Annotated in this window: 16 protein-coding genes; 10 read left to right on the forward strand and 6 right to left on the reverse strand. The window is 42.4% G+C overall.

The window, feature by feature from the left end; translation table 11 throughout:
- The first annotated feature begins 131 nt into the window (after window positions 1–131).
- The 3 genes from V7R55_RS02410 (at window position 132) to V7R55_RS02420 (ending at window position 2,471) form a co-directional block, all read left to right on the forward strand.
- The gene (locus V7R55_RS02410) at window positions 132–389 is read left to right on the forward strand and encodes a DUF3081 domain-containing protein (RefSeq protein WP_014999118.1); all 258 of its coding nucleotides are present in this window, start codon (window positions 132–134) and stop codon (window positions 387–389) included.
- A gap of 238 nt (window positions 390–627) precedes the next feature.
- Window positions 628–1,563 carry an LpxL/LpxP family Kdo(2)-lipid IV(A) lauroyl/palmitoleoyl acyltransferase gene (gene lpxL / locus V7R55_RS02415; protein ID WP_334057013.1) on the forward strand — a complete coding sequence of 312 codons (936 nt, stop codon included), beginning with the start codon at window positions 628–630 and terminating at the stop codon, window positions 1,561–1,563.
- 290 nt (window positions 1,564–1,853) lie between these two features.
- Window positions 1,854–2,471 carry a TcpQ domain-containing protein gene (locus V7R55_RS02420; RefSeq protein WP_334057015.1) on the forward strand — a complete coding sequence of 206 codons (618 nt, stop codon included), beginning with the start codon at window positions 1,854–1,856 and terminating at the stop codon, window positions 2,469–2,471.
- A 13-nt stretch (window positions 2,472–2,484) separates the two neighbouring features.
- On the opposite strand, the gene glnE is transcribed toward V7R55_RS02420, so the two are convergent.
- Window positions 2,485–5,397, reverse strand: a complete 2,913-nt coding sequence (gene glnE, locus V7R55_RS02425; protein WP_334057017.1) for a bifunctional [glutamate--ammonia ligase]-adenylyl-L-tyrosine phosphorylase/[glutamate--ammonia-ligase] adenylyltransferase — start codon at window positions 5,395–5,397, stop codon at window positions 2,485–2,487.
- 271 nt (window positions 5,398–5,668) lie between these two features.
- Here glnE and V7R55_RS02430 point away from each other — a divergent pair, with 271 nt between their 5' ends.
- Complete coding sequence (locus V7R55_RS02430) at window positions 5,669–6,574, forward strand: DUF350 domain-containing protein (protein WP_334057019.1); 906 nt, start codon at window positions 5,669–5,671, stop codon at window positions 6,572–6,574.
- Between the two features lie 99 nt (window positions 6,575–6,673).
- Here the strand turns inward: V7R55_RS02430 and V7R55_RS02435 are convergent, their stop codons facing one another.
- On the reverse strand, window positions 6,674–6,949 hold the full coding sequence (locus tag V7R55_RS02435; RefSeq protein WP_334057021.1) for a GIY-YIG nuclease family protein: 276 nt from the start codon (window positions 6,947–6,949) through the stop codon (window positions 6,674–6,676).
- Window positions 6,950–7,052: 103 nt separating this feature from the next.
- Between V7R55_RS02435 and hldE the strand changes: the two genes are divergently transcribed.
- Together hldE and V7R55_RS02445 are read left to right on the forward strand one after the other, a co-directional pair.
- Window positions 7,053–8,483, forward strand: a complete 1,431-nt coding sequence (gene hldE, locus V7R55_RS02440; RefSeq protein ID WP_334057023.1) for a bifunctional D-glycero-beta-D-manno-heptose-7-phosphate kinase/D-glycero-beta-D-manno-heptose 1-phosphate adenylyltransferase HldE — start codon at window positions 7,053–7,055, stop codon at window positions 8,481–8,483.
- A 156-nt stretch (window positions 8,484–8,639) separates the two neighbouring features.
- On the forward strand, window positions 8,640–9,704 hold the full coding sequence (locus V7R55_RS02445; RefSeq protein ID WP_334057025.1) for an XrtA/PEP-CTERM system-associated ATPase: 1,065 nt from the start codon (window positions 8,640–8,642) through the stop codon (window positions 9,702–9,704).
- A 123-nt stretch (window positions 9,705–9,827) separates the two neighbouring features.
- Here the strand turns inward: V7R55_RS02445 and V7R55_RS02450 are convergent, their stop codons facing one another.
- From V7R55_RS02450 to V7R55_RS02465, 4 genes are read right to left on the reverse strand one after another with little or no spacing between them, the layout of a single operon-like run.
- Window positions 9,828–11,504: a TIGR03016 family PEP-CTERM system-associated outer membrane protein gene (locus tag V7R55_RS02450; RefSeq protein ID WP_438823565.1), complete on the reverse strand. Its 1,677-nt coding sequence runs from the start codon at window positions 11,502–11,504 to the stop codon at window positions 9,828–9,830.
- Entirely contained in the window at window positions 11,473–12,429 is a 957-nt protein-coding gene (locus tag V7R55_RS02455; protein ID WP_334057029.1) for an XrtA-associated tyrosine autokinase, read from the reverse strand. Before V7R55_RS02455 ends, V7R55_RS02450 begins: the two co-directional genes overlap by 32 nt.
- Window positions 12,429–13,997 carry an XrtA system polysaccharide chain length determinant gene (locus V7R55_RS02460; RefSeq protein WP_334057031.1) on the reverse strand — a complete coding sequence of 523 codons (1,569 nt, stop codon included), beginning with the start codon at window positions 13,995–13,997 and terminating at the stop codon, window positions 12,429–12,431. The genes V7R55_RS02455 and V7R55_RS02460 overlap by 1 nt, the downstream gene beginning before the upstream one ends.
- Before the next feature lie 31 nt (window positions 13,998–14,028).
- Entirely contained in the window at window positions 14,029–14,661 is a 633-nt protein-coding gene (locus V7R55_RS02465) for an XrtA/PEP-CTERM system exopolysaccharide export protein (RefSeq protein WP_334057033.1), read from the reverse strand.
- Window positions 14,662–14,810: 149 nt separating this feature from the next.
- Between V7R55_RS02465 and V7R55_RS02470 the strand changes: the two genes are divergently transcribed.
- The 4 genes from V7R55_RS02470 to V7R55_RS02485 all read left to right on the forward strand — a co-directional run bounded on the left by V7R55_RS02470 (window position 14,811) and on the right by V7R55_RS02485 (window position 20,950).
- Window positions 14,811–16,223: a TIGR03013 family XrtA/PEP-CTERM system glycosyltransferase gene (locus tag V7R55_RS02470; RefSeq protein WP_334057035.1), complete on the forward strand. Its 1,413-nt coding sequence runs from the start codon at window positions 14,811–14,813 to the stop codon at window positions 16,221–16,223.
- A gap of 2 nt (window positions 16,224–16,225) precedes the next feature.
- Window positions 16,226–17,065, forward strand: a complete 840-nt coding sequence (locus V7R55_RS02475; RefSeq protein WP_334057038.1) for an XrtA system polysaccharide deacetylase — start codon at window positions 16,226–16,228, stop codon at window positions 17,063–17,065.
- Window positions 17,066–17,105: 40 nt separating this feature from the next.
- Window positions 17,106–18,611, forward strand: coding sequence for an exosortase A (gene xrtA, locus V7R55_RS02480; protein WP_334057040.1), 1,506 nt, complete (start codon window positions 17,106–17,108; stop codon window positions 18,609–18,611).
- 134 nt (window positions 18,612–18,745) lie between these two features.
- A complete protein-coding gene (locus V7R55_RS02485) occupies window positions 18,746–20,950 on the forward strand; it encodes a hypothetical protein (protein WP_334057042.1) in 2,205 nt (734 codons plus the stop codon).
- The last annotated feature ends 4 nt before the right edge of the window (window positions 20,951–20,954 follow it).

The raw sequence follows: 20,954 nt of genomic DNA on the forward strand, positions 1-20,954 counted from the left end.
TTACTAATCATTATTCACAATATGACGACTAGAGTCTGTTTTCAAAGCATAGAAAAGAACTCGTAGTTCATTTGAATCCAAAAGACGTTTGTTCATGTAAAAATAAGTAAATTCACAACTATGGATTTACGATGAAAAACGAATTAGACAGCAAGTTCTTACTTCAGGTTTTCGATAAGATTCGCCAACATGGGGCAAAAGAAAACGAACAATATAAGCTTAACGGAATAACAGCGTTTACTGACCATGACGGCTATACGCTGTACATCGAAGACGTTAACGTAAAGCTTCAGTTTGGTTTCCATAATCAGTATCACTTTGATTATGATTCAAAAGAGCAGTACGAATCTTTTGAAAAAAAATTAAAGCAGATAGACAAAGAGTACTGAGCTACAGTTCGTTTTATTCTTGCTACAGCAAGCTAATAACAAGCGGTTCGGCAAACCCAAAACCAAACCCAAAGGCTAGGTGGTGACGTTTAACAAATAATGTAATCCAGTCGCTGCCTGCCTTATATTGGTTGTCATACCGTTTACCCTAACCATCTTGTTGTTCAACTGGCCCAATTAGCCCCGATAAAAACCTTCTGCTACAATGCCGCCCACTTCATTTACTAGGAAAGATACATTGGCGGCGGCAATTAAAGCTCCTAAGTTTAAGTTGGCATTTCTTGGCCCTAAATTCTGGCCCGTTTGGTTGGGCGTTTTTATCCTATACGCAATTACTTGGCTACCTTTACCTGTAATCCGAACTATTGGGGGCGGCGCAGGAAAGCTAATTGCTTTTGCAGTGCCTAAACGAGCGAAAGTTGCAAAACGAAATTTACAACTTTGGAACCCGTCGTTGTCAGAAAGTGAAATTGAAGCACTTTATAAAGAAAACATACGCAGAACGGGTATGGCGTTGTTTGAAACAGCCATGGGCTGGTGGTGGCCTGACTGGCGGGTCAAACGCGCTATTGAAATAGAGGGCACCGAGCACGTGGAAGCAGCCCTTGCTGAAGGTAAAGGCGTTTTTGGTATGGCGCTACACAATATGAACTTAGAGTTTGCGTGTCGTGGCATAGGTTTTTACCACCCTAGTATTGCCTTTTACAGAAAGCACAACAACCCGTTAGTCGATTATCTTCAGTATCACGGGCGCAACCGCTCTAACAAATACATGATTGATAAACGAAATGCTAAGGCGCTTATTGCAGCACTTGATGATAAAGAGTTATGCCTGTATCTGCCCGACCAAGATTACGGCCCTAGACAGAGCATTTTTGTGCCATTTGGTGGCGTAAAAGAAACGGCTACAACAACGGCGACGCTTATGTTTATAAGACGCACAAACTCTGAGCCTATGATCATAACGTCTCAATACACAAAACGTGGCTATAAGATAAAAATATACCCACCACTTTCTGAACTGGGCGCAATGGAAGATGCAGAGGCGTTAACTCTCTTAAATCAGCACATTGATAGTGCAGTGAAGGAACAGCCAGAGAGCTACCTATGGATGCATAAGCGTTTCAAGACGCGCCCCGAGAGTAATCCCGAATCGCTTTATAAATCATTGTAAACGCCGAACAAAAAGTCATCCGAGCGAAGAAGGGTACAGCGGTTAACTAGAGCGAACGAGTCGCCAGCACTTTGCAAAGAATGGAACTTTATAAATGGCAGTAGGTAACCAAAGAGCACAATAACTGTATATGCCGTGGCTTGTCACAACCAGTTTGCACTTACAAAAATAGATAAATAGGATAAAGGCACTTTAAAACAGGTTCGGCTAAAGTATAGATATTCAGATAGATATAAGTAGAGATTAATCAGCTTATATCGAGTTTTAGTGTGATCACAGATTGGTAGGTTATGGGACAGACGAGTTATTCAAGCTCTTCATTTTGGGCAAAGCAAATAGGTATTGCGGTAGTGCTTGTTATTGCCGCAGGCGTACTGATTTATATGCTACAGACACACGAACAGTCACCTACACCTGAGTCACAAAAAGAAGAGAAATCTGTTTCAAAGGGCCTTAGCGAGTTTTACCGTGACTTTCGTATGTCTTCAACTGATCCATTAGAGGATGAACAGGGGGATTTCGTGCTTGATATTGCTGGTGTAGATCCTAACCTAGACAGCAAGTTAGCCAAGATGTCCAGTCAAACACGTCCAGTTGAAAAGAACTGGACTGGTGAACACAAATATCGCACCTTCAACGAAGGCAATACGCTTCGCGAGGCTATTTCACAATATGCGCAAGCGGAAGGTATGCAGCTAATTTGGAACCTGGAACAAGACTTTGTTATCAAACATCAATTTCAACTAGACAATACAGTTGCCGGTTCTTTAGCTAAGATCGCAAGCGCAATTGACAGTAGTTTCGAAGGCGAAGTTCAAGCTTACCTTTGTGCAGAGCAGCGCTCTTTAGTTGTTACGGCCCAAGAGACCGATTTTCTAAAAAATCAATGTCGTCGAGTACGGGGGTAGCTCGTTGGCAGGCTCAGTCACTGCGCCTGCCAAATAATGTATCCCAGTGTTGCCTCACTTGCTCGCGTATAATATCTAGCTCTTCACTTTGATCAGCGTACTTGGTGTCCGCCAGGGTGAGATGATGATATTGCTCACGAAGCCTTAAGTAGGCCTTTTGAAGTTTTTGTGCTGTTAGCGTATCAATGATGTCCGCGCTGGCTGCAACATCGAAAATTCTAAGGTTATCTGGATACTCCGTCATTGCTTTCACAGTACAAGCGTTTGCTAACACAAGGTATTGCGCAATAAATTCAATGTCGGTAATACCGCCTTCACATTGCTTCAAATCTACTTTTTCATTATTTTTAGCCAGTAAGTGTTCACGCATTTTTATCCGCATTTTGCAGACATCTTGTGACAGTGTTTGGGGGTCTCTAGATTGACTGAGAATTGAATGCCTTACCTGTGAAAAGTCGTTCAATAGTGATGTGTCGCCGTAAATAGCTCTTGCTCTCACCAGCGCCTGGTGTTCCCATGTCCAAGCTTCCTCAACTTGATATTTTTCGAAACCGTTTATGTGACAGCACAATAGCCCTGCGTTACCAGAAGGGCGCAAACGCAAGTCAGTTTCGTACAGCTGACCAAACAGTGTTTTAGTATTGAGGAGGTGCATAATGCGTTGGGCCAACTTAATATAAAACTGTTGTGCCTCAATCGATTTTTTGCCGTCTGTATTACTTGAACGGGGCGCATTGTGTATAAAAACTAAATCTAAATCCGACCCATATCCTAGCTCATAGCCACCCAATTTACCGTAACCGATAACGGCAAAGCCTTTGTCATTACCCTCAAGGTGTGAAGGAACGCCGAAGCGCTGTCGCATTTGCATCCATGCTGCGTTAACGACATGCTCTAAAATGACTTCTGCTAAAACGGTTAGTTTATCGCTTACATTGTTGATGGGCAGGGATTCACTGATGTCGCTGGCTGCGATACGAAGCTGCTGGCAAAGTTTGAACTGCCTAAGCCCATCCATCAACATTTCCACGTCATCTTGCTCTATACGCAACATAGTCTCGCGCAGCTCGAGCTGGTATTCCTGTTTACTGGTTTTGATGTCTGTGTTTTGCTGTCCTAAATAGAGTGGGGTAAGTAGCTCATCTAATAAAAGCGGGAATCGCCTGATTTCTTGCGCTATCCAGTCACTTCTCTCGCAAAGCCTAACTAACTGCTTAAGTACATCAGGGTTTTCTAGTAAGAGATCAAGATAGGTTGTGCGTCCGGTAATTGCTTCAATCACGCCTAATAATCGGCTCAATACTTGTGCAGTGTGATTAGGGTGCTGCTTAATTAATACATATAAAATTTCTGGAAGAAGTTTGTTCAGCGTATCTTCGCCTCTTTGACCTATGCGATAGTTTCTTTGTTTATCTTTAAAGGCGACGAGAATGGTGAAGATTTGATTACTTTCCCTACTGGAAAGATAGTCGCTAAACGTTTCAGTAAATTCATCTTCCTGCAAAGAAAGACGCCATGCGTCTTGGCATGCAATAAAGAGCTGGTCTTCATCTGAATGTGTGTCATGGCATTCCTCAACTAATTCGTTGAAATGACCGTGAATGCGAGCCATGACTTCGTCTACATGGGTTAAGAAGTCGCTATAATCAGCAAAGCCCATAACATCAATCAGCGCATTTTGTTGCCACGGCTCGTCGGGCAATGTTTGAGTTTGACGGTCTTGGCTTTGCTGTAATGTATGTTCTACTTTTCTTAAGAATAAATAGTCTTGTTTAAGCTGCTTTGTTACTTCGCTTTCTACAATATCTAATTCGCTTAAAACGTCTAGGGTATGAAGTAAAGACTTACTTTGCAGAGCAGGCTCACGACCACCGTGTATAAGCTGAAAACTTTGGGCAAAAAACTCAACTTCTCGAATACCGCCAGCACCCAGTTTAATATTGTTGCTTAAACGTCGCCTGCGAATTTCGGTAGCGATAAGCTTCTTCATATTGCGTAGCGCATCTAGCGTGGTGAAGTCTAAATATCGTCTAAACGTAAACGGGTGAAGAATGCCTTTTAGCCACGAAGCATTATCTGAACTGTCATCATTAATGACCCTTGCTTTCACCATGGCAAAGCGTTCCCAGTGCCTGCCCTGGTCCTGATAGTAGTCCTCAAGCGCAGCGAAATGCAAGACTAAGGGGCCTGAGTCCCCAAACGGACGTAAGCGCATATCAACACGGTAGACTTGCCCGTCATTAGTAACTTTGTTCAGCGCTTGAATAAGCTTTTGGGCTAACTTGGTAAAAAATTGTTGATGCTCTAATGATTTCTTGCCTCCGCGAGTTTCGCCTTTTTCTGGGTAAGCGAATATCAAGTCAATGTCTGACGAAAAGTTGAGTTCTTGCCCACCGAGTTTGCCCATACCAAGAATGTACATGTGCATATCTTGGTTGTCGCTCTTTGGCGTTCCGTAGCGGAGAGCTAAGTGCTGGTAAATCCAATGGTAAGCGCTATTTATCAGCGCATCTGCCAATGCTGAAACTTGTGCAAGTGAATCTTCAATATTTTGTTTATTTAGCACATCTAAGAAGGTGATACGTGCCATTTCTTGATTGCGGTATTCACGGAGTATCTTTAGTAATTCGTCTTCGCTCTTAAGTGCTTCAAGTTTTATTTTTAATTCAGTGCTGAAGTGAGTAATAGTCGAGTCAGAATCAGTTAAATTAGACAAGGGGTCAACGACTCTGGAAATAAACGCGGGCTTTTGTATCAATGTTTCAGCTAGGAAAGCGGAGCGAGCAAAAGCGCTTAAAAGTGCTTCGCGATGGTTTTCTACAATGACTTGATCGGTTTCGGTTAAGGCAGGTGAATCTAGCAATTGCTGCCATAATTTGTCGGCTTGCTCTAGGTTTGTCATGCTATTTTCGTTATCTATTGGCATAATGCTCGCGTCTCAAGAGAAATCAATCGTGTAAAATAATGAATACTCACGGTTTTACCAAAAGTATTCGTTGCCTGTTTTCTTTGCTGCCTTGGATAATGGCAGTGACTTCTGCAGGCATTTATTAAAATAAATCTGAACAAGTTCGCTGTCATCCTTGTACCCATTTAGCAAGGATGGATGCTATTTCCCCTATCGTAATTACTTCAACGGTTTTAATTTCTAGGGACAACCAGCATAGAACTTCGTATGTTCAAGGAGCAAAGATAACGTGGAAGCCTTACTAAAACTAGTACCTCTAACGCAGGAACTTTTGATCTACCTCGCCATGGATGTGGCAATAGCGTTAGTGCTACTGATGATTATGAAATGGCTGACTGGCGCATTTAGAAAGTACTCAGTAACCGAAGAACTTGGTGTAAAAGATAACTTTGCGTTTGGGATTAGCATTGCTGGAGGCATGTTGTCTCTGTGCATTGTATTAAGTTCAGTAGTAGGGCGTCACATAGGGGTAGGGTACCAAGAGGCAGCCATTGGCATGGTGACTTTTGGTTTTGTGGGGATCATGCTAGTGAAATTTGGGCGCTTTGCTCATGATAAATTAGTGCTTAACAAGCTAGACACCCACACAATGATAGCCGAACGAAGTGTGAGTGTGGCACTTGTTGATGCTGCGAGCTTGGTCGCCAGTGCAATAGTGCTGCGCAATATTATGATATGGGTTGATGGTAGCGACATGAACGCGCTGATTGCCATAGTAACCGGCTTTACCGTAGTTTTGACTATGCTACTAGTGATGACACGAATTTTAGAGTTTAGGTATGCGCGTGATAATCAAAATGACTCGTTTCAGGGAGCATTAGAGAAAGGGCAGTTAGCGCTCGCTATTGAGCATAGCGGTAATCTGCTTGGTACGGCTATGATTGTTTCAGCAGCAAAGAACTTACTTATTTACAACCCATCGGGTTATGTGAGTAACGTAACGGGATGGTTGATTGTGAGTGTGTGTTTGGCTATCGCGCTTCATTTATTGGTTCTAGTGAATAAAAAAATCATTCTTTTCGGGATGAACTTTCGACAAGAAGTGGACCATCAGCACAATGTTGGCGTAGCGGCGTTAGGTTTTACGTTAAGCATCGGTAACGCTATGATCATCAATGGTGTTTTAGGAGGCTAGTTAAGCAGTTTGGCGGTTTTTCACGAACCTAGCTCTTAAAATTCTTTTTTTCTGGGCTTATATTAAATGATGTTTGGCGGCAAATCAGTCGCCAAACACTTAGTCCTCAAACGCTGACTTTATACATGGCAAATCGTTGAGCTGCTTTTTTTGAATGATGCCGTTCTTCTGAGCACGACTCATTTGCTTAACCGCATATTCAAGTCTTGCCGCCTTTGCTTTGTCGGCAATCTCAAATACGGCCCTGAAAATTAATGGAGACTTACCTTTAAGGGCCTTTGCGCCACCTTTTAACAGTCCTCTATGCTGGGCTATTCGACGTTTAGGGTCGGTAGTAATACCCGTATAAATCTGCCCGAACTTGTTTTCGACCATATAAAGATACCAAAGCGGATTTGCGTTTGGTTGGTGGGTATTGCCTGTCTTGGCTGTTATACTCTGTGCCAATGTTTTCAATGTCTAAAAAGTTACTCTCAGTATGATATTACCAGATTTTAGTAAAGCAAAAGTGCTTATTGTTGGCGACCTTATGTTAGATCGCTATTGGAGCGGTGGTACAGGGCGTATATCTCCAGAAGCTCCTGTGCCAGTAGTGAACGTTAATAGTTCTGAAGATAGAGCTGGCGGCGCGGCCAACGTTGCAGTGAATGTAGCAACGTTAGGTGCAGAGGTAACCCTGCTCGGCATGTGCGGTAAAGACGAAAACGCTAACATATTGAAAGAGCGATTAGAGACTCACAACATTCACTGTGAGTTCTTTGAAGTTGAAGGCTTCGATACTATTACAAAGCTTCGGGTGATGAGCAGAAATCAGCAGCTTCTGCGTTTAGATTTTGAGAAGAGTTTTGAAGATACGGATAAATCAGCATTGGAATTAGCTTTCGATAAGGCGCTAGACAATGCTGATGTCGTTATTTTAAGCGACTACGCAAAAGGTTGTTTAAGCAACCCGCAAGCATTAATTGAAAAAGCGCGCAGTAAGAACAAGCGTGTGATTGTCGACCCCAAAGGAAGTGACTTTAGTAAATACGCTGGTGCGACTTTGATCACTCCTAATATGGATGAACTTCGAAGTGTTGTGGGCGAAATTGAAAGTGAACAAGCACTGGTTAGTAAAGCTTCTGAATTAAAAGAAAAGCTAGGGTTAAATGCACTTCTTGTAACGCGCTCAGAAGACGGCATGACATTGTTTGACGGCGACAACACCGAATTTCATTTGCCAGCAAAAGCGAAAGAGGTGTATGACGTAACCGGGGCAGGAGATACGGTAGTATCAACTTTAGCAGTTGCTATAGCCTGTAAGTTACCGCTTCAAGCAGCTTGCGTGCTTGCTAATTTAGCAGCAAGCGTTGTTGTTGGAAAACTGGGAACCTCAACTGTGACCAATACAGAGCTAGCATTGGCGTTAGGTGAACAGTCGGTGCATTTAGATGGCGGCGTGATGAATGAAGACCAGCTAGAAATTGCGCTTCAAGCAGCTAAAGCCCGAGGAGAGCGGATAGTTATGACCAATGGTTGTTTTGATATTTTGCACTCTGGTCACGTTGCCTATCTTGAAGAAGCGGCACAGCTTGGTGACCGTCTAATTGTTGCTGTTAATACTGATGCGTCTGTGACCAAGCTAAAAGGCCCAGGTCGCCCAGTGAACAACGTAAGCAGACGTATGGCGGTGCTGGCAGGCTTGAGCGCAGTCGATTGGGTTGTACCCTTTGAAGAAGATACGCCTCAGCGAGTTATTGCTCGATTATTGCCAGATGTATTGGTAAAAGGCGGTGACTACAAAATTGAAGAGATTGCAGGTGGCACTGAAGTGCAGGCAAATGGTGGTGAGGTAAAAGTACTAACGTTTGAAGATGGTGTATCGACTACGGGTATCATTGAGCGTATTACTGAAAACAAACTGCGATAAGCCTTTAGTGGAAGCTATAAAGATAATACTTCGATAACGGCGCGTTGTTGGTTACCATATGGATTAAAAGCATAGGTAAAGCATAACGCGCTAGCCTTGAGCAACTTTAAGCCTTGGTTTTGAACACATATTTCTAATGGAATAACGGCAAATAGTATGTACGAAAGTTACTATGGACTTAACTCGAAACCGTTTCAGTTAACCCCAGACCCTGAATTTTTCTTCGCAAGTAAATGGCACAAGCGTGCTATGTCTTACCTGCAGTATGGCCTTTCTCAAGCCGAGGGATTTATTGTTATTACCGGTGGAATTGGAACGGGTAAAACTACCGTAGCAAACAGCTTGCTTGAAGAAATTGAAGATGATATTGCGGCAGCGCAAATAGTTACGCCAAAGCTTTCGCCAGACGAACTAGTAAAAATGGTCGCCTCCAAATTTGATATCCCTACTGAGGGGCGTTCAAAAGCTGATATTCTCAAAGCGTTAGAGATTTTCTTGTACGACTTAAATAAAGCGGGTCGCCGTGCTTTATTACTTGTAGATGAAGCCCAAAATCTGCCTCTTGAAACTATCGAAGAGCTTAGAATGCTGAGTAACTTTCAGCTGAACGGCAAGCCGCTTATCCAAAGTTTTTTACTTGGTCAGGAGGAACTTCAGCCTATCCTGCGTGCGCCTAATATGGAGCAGTTTAGGCAGCGTATTGTGGCGTCGTGTCATCTTGCACCACTTTCCTTAGAAGAGTGTAAAGAATATATCGAATACCGTTTGCATCACGCCGGTTGGAACGGGTCTGCGTTGTTTAGTGACGAAGCGTTAGAACGCATTCATATGTTCTCTCGTGGCATACCTCGTAAAATTAATACCCTTATGGACAGGGTAATGCTTTATGGCTTTTTAGAAGAACTAGAGAGCTTCGATGCTGAAGCGGTAAACGAGGTGATTGAAGAAGTAAAAGCCGAGATGTTCGAGCCGGATAAAACAGGCGCAGAAGTCACCGAACATCTGGGCTTTGCCGACCACCCAGAAAGCCAGACTATTATGACGCCGAAAGGCAATGTTATTCGCGACACCAAATATTATTTGGATATGCTGGCTGAATTAGTCGATGCTTTAGACGATGCAATCTCGCAGAAAGTGAAAATGACACAGTACGTAGATAAGCTTATGAAGAAGAAGTTTAAGACTTACGTGCGGCTTAAGAGTGATGATAAGAAAGAGTGATGGTTAAGTTGGTCACTGAAATTTGAGTATAATTCAAAAACGCCTCTTTGAGGCGTTTTTGGGATAGGGCTAAGCTACTTATATACTAAGTGGATAACCTACTGGTCAATAGATGTCAAATGGTTAGTCGTACGTATAAGTGATAGAAGCACTTATACGACGGTCAGTGTAGTTGTTACCAAACTGAGTCACCCCCGTGTTCAAATCACCTTCTTGCTCAAGATACCTAGCATCAATACTTGCCTTCAAGCGACGACCAAACTCTCTTTCTAGACCAATAGATGCATTCCAGTTATCGCTTTCGCCTCTGAAGGTTTCTTGTGCTCCCCGACCTGTAACATTCGCATAATTGATACTGCTAGTTATGTTTGTATAGCTACCAATTTTATAGGCTAGGTTGGTACCAAATGAGTAAGTGCGTCTTAGTCTATCTTCATCTAAATAATCATCTTCAGAGTAGCGCCATGAAAAAGCGAGGGTAACGCGAGAAAAATCGTAGCCTGCCTGAAAATTCGAACTTTTTCTTAAAATGATATTGTCGTCGAACTCTACGTTTTGAGACGTAAGTTGGACCAGTTGCTCGCCGACATTGGGCGTATAGCTTAAACTGTCAGGCTGAAAGCAGTCAGCGATAGATGTCGTTGCTGTAGGGCAAACGAATACGCCTAAATTCTCTGGGTCGGCAAGAAGCCTAGAGGTATTAGTTACATCTTCTGAATAACTAAACGACGTCCGCAAATATTTAGAATTATAGCCAATACTTGCTGAAGCCGATTCCCCGTAAAAACGACGTCCGTAAGTGGCAGCAATTTGAGTACGGGTGCTTAGCGCCCATTGCAAATCTAGACCTATGAAGGTTTCGTCGTCATCTTCTTCTAAATCTGAGTCACTTTTATTTGCCGTTACGGATATATATCGATTTTCTGCTTGGCGATAAGTTAAACCAGCACCATAAGAATTGAACTCTCTGACTAAACTAGTAGTATCGTCTCTGTCTGATATTTGATTTGCTTCGTGCCTAGCGGTTAAACGGATTGCCCAGTCGCCATAAATTCGAGTGTCTATGTAACCGTCACCAGTTCGTGACTCAAAATCGCCAATGTTCGCCTGGCCTCGTTCGGTATTTTGATAAGTGCCGGTTACTGACCAGATGAAGTACTTAGCTTCATCACCATTAATTAAATTACCAGTAAGTTGATAACTGTCATTGTCTAAAGCGTTATTGTTAGTTAGAGAACGCTCTGATGCGGTGTCTGAGTATGATGCCGTGCCTTGTCCTCTGATCCAATCACCTTGCTCAAGTGTTAGCGTAGATGAAAGTCTGTTAGAGCGAGTTTTCGCCAAACTGTCAGAGTTTGCAATAAAGTCACTCACTAAGAAGTTAGCTGAATTAGTATTTTGGTAGTTTAAAGCTCCGGCTGCTTGAAAAGACAATAGATTTTCAAAGGGTACCCACTGTGCCGAATAACTGTATTCTGCATAATCTTGACGTTGGCTAGTATCATCATTATCGCGCTCAAGATGGGTATAGGTACCAGACCAAAGACCTTGGAATGTTCTTGTTTGATAAGTCGCGTTTACTTGCGGAGTGATAGTTAAAGTTGTAAGTGAACGATTACCATTTTCTTCAGTCTCTACACTTTGGTGAATAGTATCGGTAGTGGCTAGAGCGTTGATGTCGAGTTTGGCGAAAGCTGGAAAACTTGTTGCAACGGCTGCTGCAACAAGTGTTAGCTTTAATATTCTCTTCGTAGGCATTGTATATTGCCTATTCACTGCGCTCTGAGTAATAGTACCCATAATATCCGCTTCCATCGGTGTCGTTATGTACAGATTTGTTCACTACAAAACCTATCGCCATGTCTGGGTTCAGTCGCTCCACAGACATTTTAATATCGCCTATTTTCGCTCTGCCTTCTTCTACGACCACAACCGCTTGGCCGGCGAAATTTGCGAGGATCGCGCTCTCGTTTATACCAATGAGAGGCGGTGTATCAAAAATAACTATCCGATCTGGGTATCTGTTAGCAAATTCATTAACAGTGTCATGCATTTTCTGACTTGCTAGCAGTTCGGTAGACAAATGGTGCGATTTTCCTGCAGGGATAATTTTCAGCTTATCGATGTTGGTTGGGTACAGCACATTTGAAATATCGTCAACGTCCCCGGTCAAGTATTCCATTAGCCCTTTACGACGCTCTAACCCTAAAGTATTTAATACATTAGGCTTAAGTACATCGGCGTCCACAAGAAGTACGGTTTTATCCTGCTCCGATGCAATACTCATTGCCAAGTTGGTTGCAGTAAATGTCTTCCCTTCAGAAGGGCGACTACTGGTAACCATAATAATGTTCGGGTTGTGAAGGGTTTTCGCTAGTGAACCAAAAGCATTTGCTAAAAGCTTACGCTTTATTTCTCGGTACTCTTCGTTAATTTGCTTCCTTTCACCGTTAAGTGAAATATGCCCATTCTTATCAAGACGTGCAAAATCGATAACAAATTCGTCGAGAGGAGATTTTTTATTGGTAAACTCCTTTTCCTCAGCAACAATTTTTTCAGCAGGCGGCTCTAGTTCAGCAGCAGCCGGCATATCAATTGTGACCTTCGAGTCTTCAGTTACATTTGACTGTACAGTGTCTTGCAGTTTTTCGTCACCTATTGCGCTTTGCTTTGCGGCTTTCGCTTCTTTTTGTTTTTGAAGTGCTTTCTCAATAGTATTTTTCATTAAATAAGCCCTCCAAATAAGTCTATGTTCATAATTTCAGCCGCAACTAATGCGCCATACATCGCCAAAATAGTACCGCTAGAGAGTAAGAATACGATGAGTCGAGTTCTGTTAGTTTTGTTAATTTGCTCAATGTTCAAGTGCGTAACCGTGCCCCAGATTGGATAATCTGACACATTTAGTAACTGCTTAGGTCTTATCAATATAGGATTGAGTTGGCTAATTAGAAATGCAATGCCAATACCTGACCCAAAACCTATAACCAAAACAGCAGTATAAAAAATCAAACGGTTCGGTCCAGAAGGTCTCTTAGGCAATAACGGTGGCTCTATTATCCTGAATTGAAGGTCTTCTGCCGAGACATCAGCTCTTCTTGATAGGTCCGCTGATTCACGGCGAGAAAGTAGCTCTTCGTATTTCTGTTTGGTGACACCGTATTCTCGGTTTAAAGAAGATGACTCTGCTTCAATCTGAGGAATTAAGTCTACTTTACTTTCTAGTTCAGAAATCTTACGCAATAAATCCGTTTCTTTAACTTTAAACGAAGCTATTTGGCTATCTAAGCGACTCGCTTCAAGTTTAATTTCGCGATTTAACTCTGAAAGGGGTTGGTTTTGATCCCCCTCATCAGCACTAAGAAATGCTGCTATTTCTTTGTTTCTAGATTCTTCCAAGCTTTTTAACAGTGCTTTTGTTTCAACAACGTCTGGATGCAAATCAGTAAAGCGAAGAGTAAGCCTGTCTAGTTTTTCCTCTAAAGCACGAATACGGTCATCGTAGCGAGTACGGAGAACCGGTTCGTCTTGATTGGTTACACCAAAACTGTCATTTCGTTTTGCTCCGCTAATTTGTTTCTTAAGTGTTTCTGCCTGCTGTTGCGTTTGCTTTATTTGAAGGCGTGTAGCTTCTAGCTCATCATTTAAGCTTTGTAAGCTTGAGTAATATGAACCCGCTAGTGGCAATATATCATTGTATTGCCGCTTAAAATTAGCCAAACGCTGTTCTGCTTCTGTAAGGCGAGATTCGTACTCTGCAATTTGCTCATCTAAAAAGCGGCCTGCGGTATCCGTATCTTTCCGGTTGTTACCTAAAGATCCTTCAACAAATAAATCTAACGTTTCTTGAACCACACGCTGAGCAACTGTGGGCTCTTTATTGGAAAATGAAATGTTATAAATGTTATCTCGTCCAGTTGAAGATAGCTCTATTTCTTTCGAAAGTGATGTTACCAGAGATTCAAACTCATCTTCTGTTGTCGTAGTAATATCAAGGTCACTTTCTCTGGCTATTTTTTCTACATTGCTTCTACTAAGTAACGTTTTAGCCATCATCTGAATTTCTTGGTCGGGATTGGTTTGAATCGCAAGACCACGAAGCAGCGGCTGTAAAACCGAGCGAGTATCAACAAATACCTGCGCTTTAGACGAGTAGACATCGGGAAGGCTGGCCACATACAAAAAGCCAACAGGGCAAATAAGCCATGAAAAAATAATCACGTAACGCTTTTTAATCCATACTCCTTTAACATAATCAAGGATCTGGATTAACGTTTGTTGTAAGTCCTGCATTTTATTATTTGTTCCGTTTACTACTTTACAACTAGAACCAAGCTTCTGGGATGATCACGATATCGCCAGGCAACATATCGACATTTTTCGAGATATCGCCATCTCTAATTAAATCGTCAATGTTTATTTCGAAGGTTTCTTGTTTTCCACTAACGACTCTTACTAATTTCGCATTATTTCCATCCGCGAATTCAGTAAGTCCGCCTACCGCTATCATTAAGTCCAGTAAGGTCATGTGTTCGGAATAACTCACAGCACTGGGGTTTGTCGCTTCACCAATTACGCGAACTTGCTCACTTAAAGGACCTGTAAAATTGTTTACACTGACAGTAACCCTAGGGTTATTTATGTATGTGGAAAGTTGCTCTTCAATCTCTCTAGCAAGCATCGTAGGCGTTCTTCCGGCTACATCAATATCCTCAACTAGTGATGTAGTTACTTTACCATCGGGTCGAACGATGAAGTTGCCCGATACTTCTGGGTTACGCCAAACAAAGATTGTCAACGAATCGCCAGGGCCGATTAGGTATTGGTAATCGTTTACATCGGTAGTTAGAGAAGGTCGAGTAGTTGCTTCAGGTAAAACCCCAGTGTTACTACAACCGTTAAGACCAATAAATAAAATGGGGGCACAGCATGTAATTAGCGTTCTAAAGCGGAACATAAGAGATCATCCTACACTCATTATGGTTAATAGTTGGCTTTTGTCGTTTACCCTACGGGAAATGTCACTATAATGCCAATATCAATTGTAGTCTATTGGAATAAATCCCTTTATGATGGGAAAAACGCCGCAGTTTTAGGGGGCCAGGGGTGGCAATAAACAAGCGCAATCAAAATAAACGCTCAAATATACTAGTAATAACAGAAGCGTTGCTCATAGCTTATATGGGCTATATTTCTCATTTTATTCTCACGCAAATTGGAATGTCGCCAGACGTTTCGGTTGAAAAGCTAGTTATAAATGTAGGAATGCTTACCGTTTCTATTTTGTTATGCTCGCTTTCTGTCGGGTTATATGAAGCGAAGTTAAGAGAAACATTCCGAGGTATTATCCGTCGCATATTCGTAAGCGTGGGATTGAGTTATTTTTTAGTCGAAGTCTTAAGTCGAGCATTTTTTGATGACTTGGTCATGGATTCTTATTTCCTGCCGGCATCAGTTTGTTCAATTATTATAACCTTAGTTGTTTTCAGGTATTTCACAAACCGTCTCGGCTTGTTGGGCCTTGGGAAAGTACGCATATTGGTGCTCGGAGCAGGAGAAAGAGCTTCAATTATTGAAAAGCGTATGCGTAGAGACGTAGACAGAATAGGGTTTGAATTAGTTGGTTTCATTCCTATTCCGGGTGACAACCGCGAAGACGGTATTAAGAAAGAAAAAATAATTCACCTAAAAGTGGATGAAAGCTTTCAGCAGTTTATTGCAGACAATGAAATTGAAGAAATAGTTATTGCTTGCGACCAACGGCGAGGAACACTTCCGGTAGAAGTACTTTTCGATTGTAGGCTTAGAGGGATTGAAGTTACCGAGCTCTTAGACTTCATGGAAAGGGAAACAGGGCAAATTGTAGTAAATTTGATGTACCCGAGCTGGGTTATCTATTCCAATGGCTTTCAGAGCCAGAATTACTTGCGAGATGCGCTAGATTATACGCTTAATGCGATATTAGCCTTTTTTATCTTTCTCTTCGTTTGGCCAATCATGCTGGTTACAGCACTCATTATTTATTGCGATGATGGAAGACGTACAGGTGTATCTGTTTTTTATAAACAAGAACGGGTAGGTTTAAATGGTAAACTTTTCAAAATCATTAAGTTCAGAAGTATGCGGCCTGATGCAGAAAAAGATGGCGCTAAGTGGGCAAGTAAAAACGATGACCGTGTTACCCGCATTGGCCACTTCATCAGAAAATATAGAGTTGACGAATTACCACAGCTCTTAAATGTGTTCAAAGGCGAAATGGCGTTTATCGGCCCCCGTCCAGAAAGGCCTCAATTTGTAGAGCAGCTTGTACGCGAAGTGCCTTATTACAATCAACGTCACAATGTTAAACCAGGTTTAGCTGGGTGGGCACAGCTCAATTACCCTTATGGCGCTAGCGTAGAAGATTCTATGGAAAAACTTAAGTTCGATCTTTATTACGTAAAGCATCAAAGTTTACTGTTAGATATCCTTATTCTAATTCGTACAGTTGAGATTGTACTGTTTGGCAAAGGGCGATAATCATGAAGCTAGATAATCGTCTTAATGCTATGACAGTAGATGTGGAAGATTACTTTCAAGTTTCTGCTTTCGAAGGTGTAGTTGATAAAAAAGACTGGGATAACATTAGTCTCAGAGTAGGTGACAACACCCAAAGGCTGTTAGATTTATTTGCAGCGAATAATGTCAAATCTACCTTTTTTACGCTTGGCTGGGTAGCACAGCGCTGTCCTGACGTAATAAAACGAATAGTGAGTGAAGGGCACGAGCTAGCCAGTCATGGTCTAGCACACCAGCGCGCTACCACTATGAGCGAAAAAGAACTTTATGACGACATAAAGCAAAGCAAAGATATTCTTGAAGATATCGGCGGCGTAGCATTAAAGGGATATAGAGCGCCGAGTTTTTCTATCAACGACTCTAATACTTGGGCGTACGACATTCTCAAAGACCTTGGGTTTGTTTATTCATCAAGTACGTACCCAATCAATCACGACCTCTATGGCGTTCCTGAGTGGCCACGTTTTAAGTATGAGCGTGAAAATGGCCTTATTGAAATCCCTATCCCAACTATTAGAAAGAAGGGAGTTAATGTTGGTATTGGTGGCGGAGGATATTTCCGTTTATATCCCTATTGGTTGTCGAAGCGTCGCATTACTGAATTCATGAAAGCCGAAAACGCTCCTTACAGCTTTTATTTCCATCCTTGGGAGATTGATGCACAACAGCCGCGCTTTGAAAATGCACCATGGAAGTCGAAAGCACGGCACTATATAAACCTTTCTAAAATGGAAGGAAAGGTAGAAAAACTATTGAGTGACTTTAATTGGATAAGCATGTGCGATGCTTATGAAATAAAGTAAGCCTTAAAAAACGATAATAATGAAAAGCAGGGAATTGCGGATGAAATATGGCGAAACGCAAGATAAAAAACAGCAACACTTAGCGGACTTCTCGTTCGCTAAAAATACAGCGTTTTACATTTCAGCTTTTGCAATACTTAGCTTATGGTTAACGTTTTGTTGGCAGGGCCTTACCACCGTTGTAGAAATTTGGTACGGAAACGAAATATTTAACCATGGCTTTTTTATTGTACCGGGTGCTTTTTATCTTATTTATCTGAAGCGATACGAACTACTGAGCAAGCCTATACAAACAAGCGCTTTATCGCTTGCTGTAATAATTCCAGCCTTATTTCTTTACGTAATCGGTATTGCCGGTGACATTAAGCTTTTTTTGCATGCCGCCACTTTTACGTTACTTCCTGCGCTTATTTGGCTATTAATTGGTACTCAGGCAGCTAGAACTATTTTATTCCCGCTTGTATTTATGCTGTTTAGTATTCCCGTGGGCGAGCAGTTAATTCCTTACTTACAGGAAATTGCAGCAGACGGTTCCGTTGCTCTGCTGCACTTGTCGGGCGTCCCGCTTTTTAGAAGTGGCTTGTATATAGAAATACCGCAAGGGCGCTTTTTGGTGGCCGAGGCCTGCTCTGGCGTTAGCTTTTTTATTGCAAGTTTTGTTATTGGTAGTTTGTATGCTTACTTGAATTTAGTTTCGGCTAAACGTAGAGCTGTTTTTGTTGCTATTTCCCTAATTTTCCCTGTGTTAGCCAACATAGTTCGTGTGTACGGTATCATTCTTATCGCGTACTGGACCGACATGGAGCACGCAGCAGGCGCTGACCATTTAATTTATGGGTGGTTCTTTTTTGCGTTCGTTATTATATGTTTGTTGGGTATTGGGGAGTTATTGCGAACGCCTGTAACTGGCAGCATAGTCAGTTACACTCACGGTGAAGTGGAGGAAGCTGATGTCGGCAAATTAGCAAAGCTAGTGGTAAGCCAACCAGTGTTGATAGGCGTAATAAGCTTACTAATATTAGGGTTACTGTGGTTGTCGGCCATTACGCGCACACCGTCAGCATCGCCTGCGGAGCAAGTTATACCCCTTAATGCGCTTAACGACGAAGCCTGTGGTATGGCAAGCTGGTCTCCAAAAGTACATCAACCAGACTCACAAACACACATTTACCTTTTAAACGTTAACTGTAGCGTACAGCTTTATACGGCGTGGTTTAGTGAAACCGATAACGAGCTGGTAAGCGACTTACATCGCTTATTTGACCCCGAGCAGTATTCACTTAGCCATACCACCAATATAAGCACAAACGGGTTAACGTTCACTGTTTATCATGTTGTATCTTCAAATGGCGAGAAGCTCAGTATTGTAAGGTGGTATAACGTCGACGATATGCGATTCACGAGTTCCGTAAACACCAAAGTACATCAATTGAAGAATATATTGTTAGGAAATGCCAGTGGCGGGAGAATGTACGTACTTGCCGCAGAGGGGCATGATTCTGATGGGTTAGAGAATGCAATAACAGCCATTATTAGTGGATTTTGAGTAAATGTTATCAAACACAGTAACGCTACCAAAGTTAATGAGTTCAATTCGGCATGATTAACGCCACATTGTATGGGCGCAATATGATAAGCCTAATATTTTCGTTGTTATTGTTAACATTCATGATTTATGGAATGGTTACTTTCCCTGCTTATCAAATAGCACTGACAGCTTCAATTGTCGCGTACTTGTTTGCTCTAAGAATACTTCCGTTTCTATGGCTATACGTTCTCTTATTCATAACGATAGCGGTTAACTTAGCCCCTTGGACTGGCCGTTACATTCTAGACGAACTCGATTTTTTTGTTGCCGCTACAGGGTTTTATTTCTTATTAATTAATAAAACGCGTCATAAAAATACACGGCATTTTTACATTGCAAGTGGTGTGGTAGCCCTCTGTTTATTGACGTCTTTCGACTCGAGTTGGATAAATGCATTTGGCCCGACGTACTCAAACTTTTATGTTTCACCGTTAAATGGGCTGGTTATTTTTAAAGGCTTACTTTGGGCATTATTACTGTCGTGGATTTTTTATCAACAAAAGGCAGATGAGCCAGAAAAAGCGTTAAAGCATTTATTACTGGCCGCTATGCTGGGTGGCTTTGTAATGTTTGTGGTTATTATGTGGGAAAAGCAAGTGCTTGATACGCTGTTTTCTAGCGCAGATATTTATACCAAGGTTAATACCTTCTTTAACCTTAGCTCGGCTTATCGAACTACAGGCATTATAAGTGGTATGCACACAGGCGGTGAGAGTATTGACGGCATGTACTTATTTCTACTGCCACTTACATTAGGTGCCTGTTTCTTACTTAACCAGCCCGTTTATCGCTTTGCCGCCATTGCCTCGGTTGTTGGCGTGATGTATGGCGTGTTGATGGGGTTCACCCGCGCCACATATGCCGCCAGTTTTATTGCTATGGCGGTGTTAAGCGGTATGTTTTTTATCAATCTGTTTAAAAGACAGCTTAATAACAAAAGTACCAGCGCTACCGCAGCATTTCCGTGGGGAAGGGCTGTGGCGTTAACTGTTGCTTATAGTCTGCTTTTTTACTCAGTGTATAGGCTACACGGGTATTCTGGGTATTTTGCTGAGTTATCAGCAGCAGTAGTGTATGCGGTTAGCGTATTGTGTGGAGTAAGTCGGACACCGTTACTTGGGTTAAGAGCAGCTGCACTGGTGGTTGCGTTTATTAGTTTTGCTTATATAAACGTGGATAGCCTGCAGAATAGCCAGTGGGTAGATGCGAATAACGTAGCAATGCAAGAAGTGTATTTGGCGATTTGTGGAGCGCTTACAGCGTTTGTGCTGCTTTTTCTGGCGCGAAAACCCACCGAAAATAAGCCAGATTTTGTGCGTTTGAGTATTGAGACACTGGTTGTTTTGCTGCTAAGTGTGTTGATTGCTGCCGCATTTTCTGGCGCGCGGATTACGATTCGCGCCGAAACCACTGACCGCGATTTAGATATGCGTCTGTCGCACTGGCAGGGCATAGTAGACAGTGGCCGCTGGTCAACCTCCGATATCTTGTTCGGGCACGGTTTAGGAGCAATGCCTACCGATTACGCGCTATCTGGCGCAGGCAAGCTGGATAAAATTGGTACCTTCGCAGTAGATAAACAAAATCAGTCGCTGGTTATTATTCCCGGCTCTGATCTTATGCTTTCTCAACGGCTGAGTTTAGATAATGACGGTGCGTATTTATTCGAAATCACTTATCAGGCCGAGGAAGATGTTCGCGTAGCGGTGGCACTGTGCCGCAGAAATATGATTATTTTTGAGTTCTGGGCGGGCGGATGCGGTAATACCGTGCGCCAGAACCTTCCCGCTTCGCCACAGGGTGAAAGCCGCTCTTATTTAATGGGTCTTACGGCTACACCCGATAGTGTGTTTTCACTTCCGGCAGCACTTACCCTAAAAGCGACAGTGGGCAAGGTGCCGCTTATTGTAGAGTCGGTGTCGCTAGTTGATGCCAGTGGCAATGAGCTGCTAAACAACCCTTCATTTGAAACGGGCAGCGATTTTTGGTTTTTCTATTATGACTTTGAGCACTTAGTGTGGCATATAAAAAACATTTACTTAAGTTTCGCTTATCAGTTCGGCGTAGTGGGTACGTTATTAATTGTGGTATTGATACTAACGGGGTTTATGGCGTTTTATCAGAGCAAGCAGTTACTCAGCCTCCCTGCGGCGATTTTTAGTGCTTTTTTAGCCGGTCAGTTTGCATTTGGCTTGTTTGGCGACCCAACCGATTCTGCGCGCACCAGTATGTGGTTTTACTTTATGCTGTTCGGTGCACTAACTCCGTTAGTTACAACCAGTAAACCGGATGCTTAGCGGG

Source organism: Alteromonas sp. S005 (assembly GCF_036864475.1).
Taxonomy (GTDB): domain Bacteria; phylum Pseudomonadota; class Gammaproteobacteria; order Enterobacterales; family Alteromonadaceae; genus Alteromonas.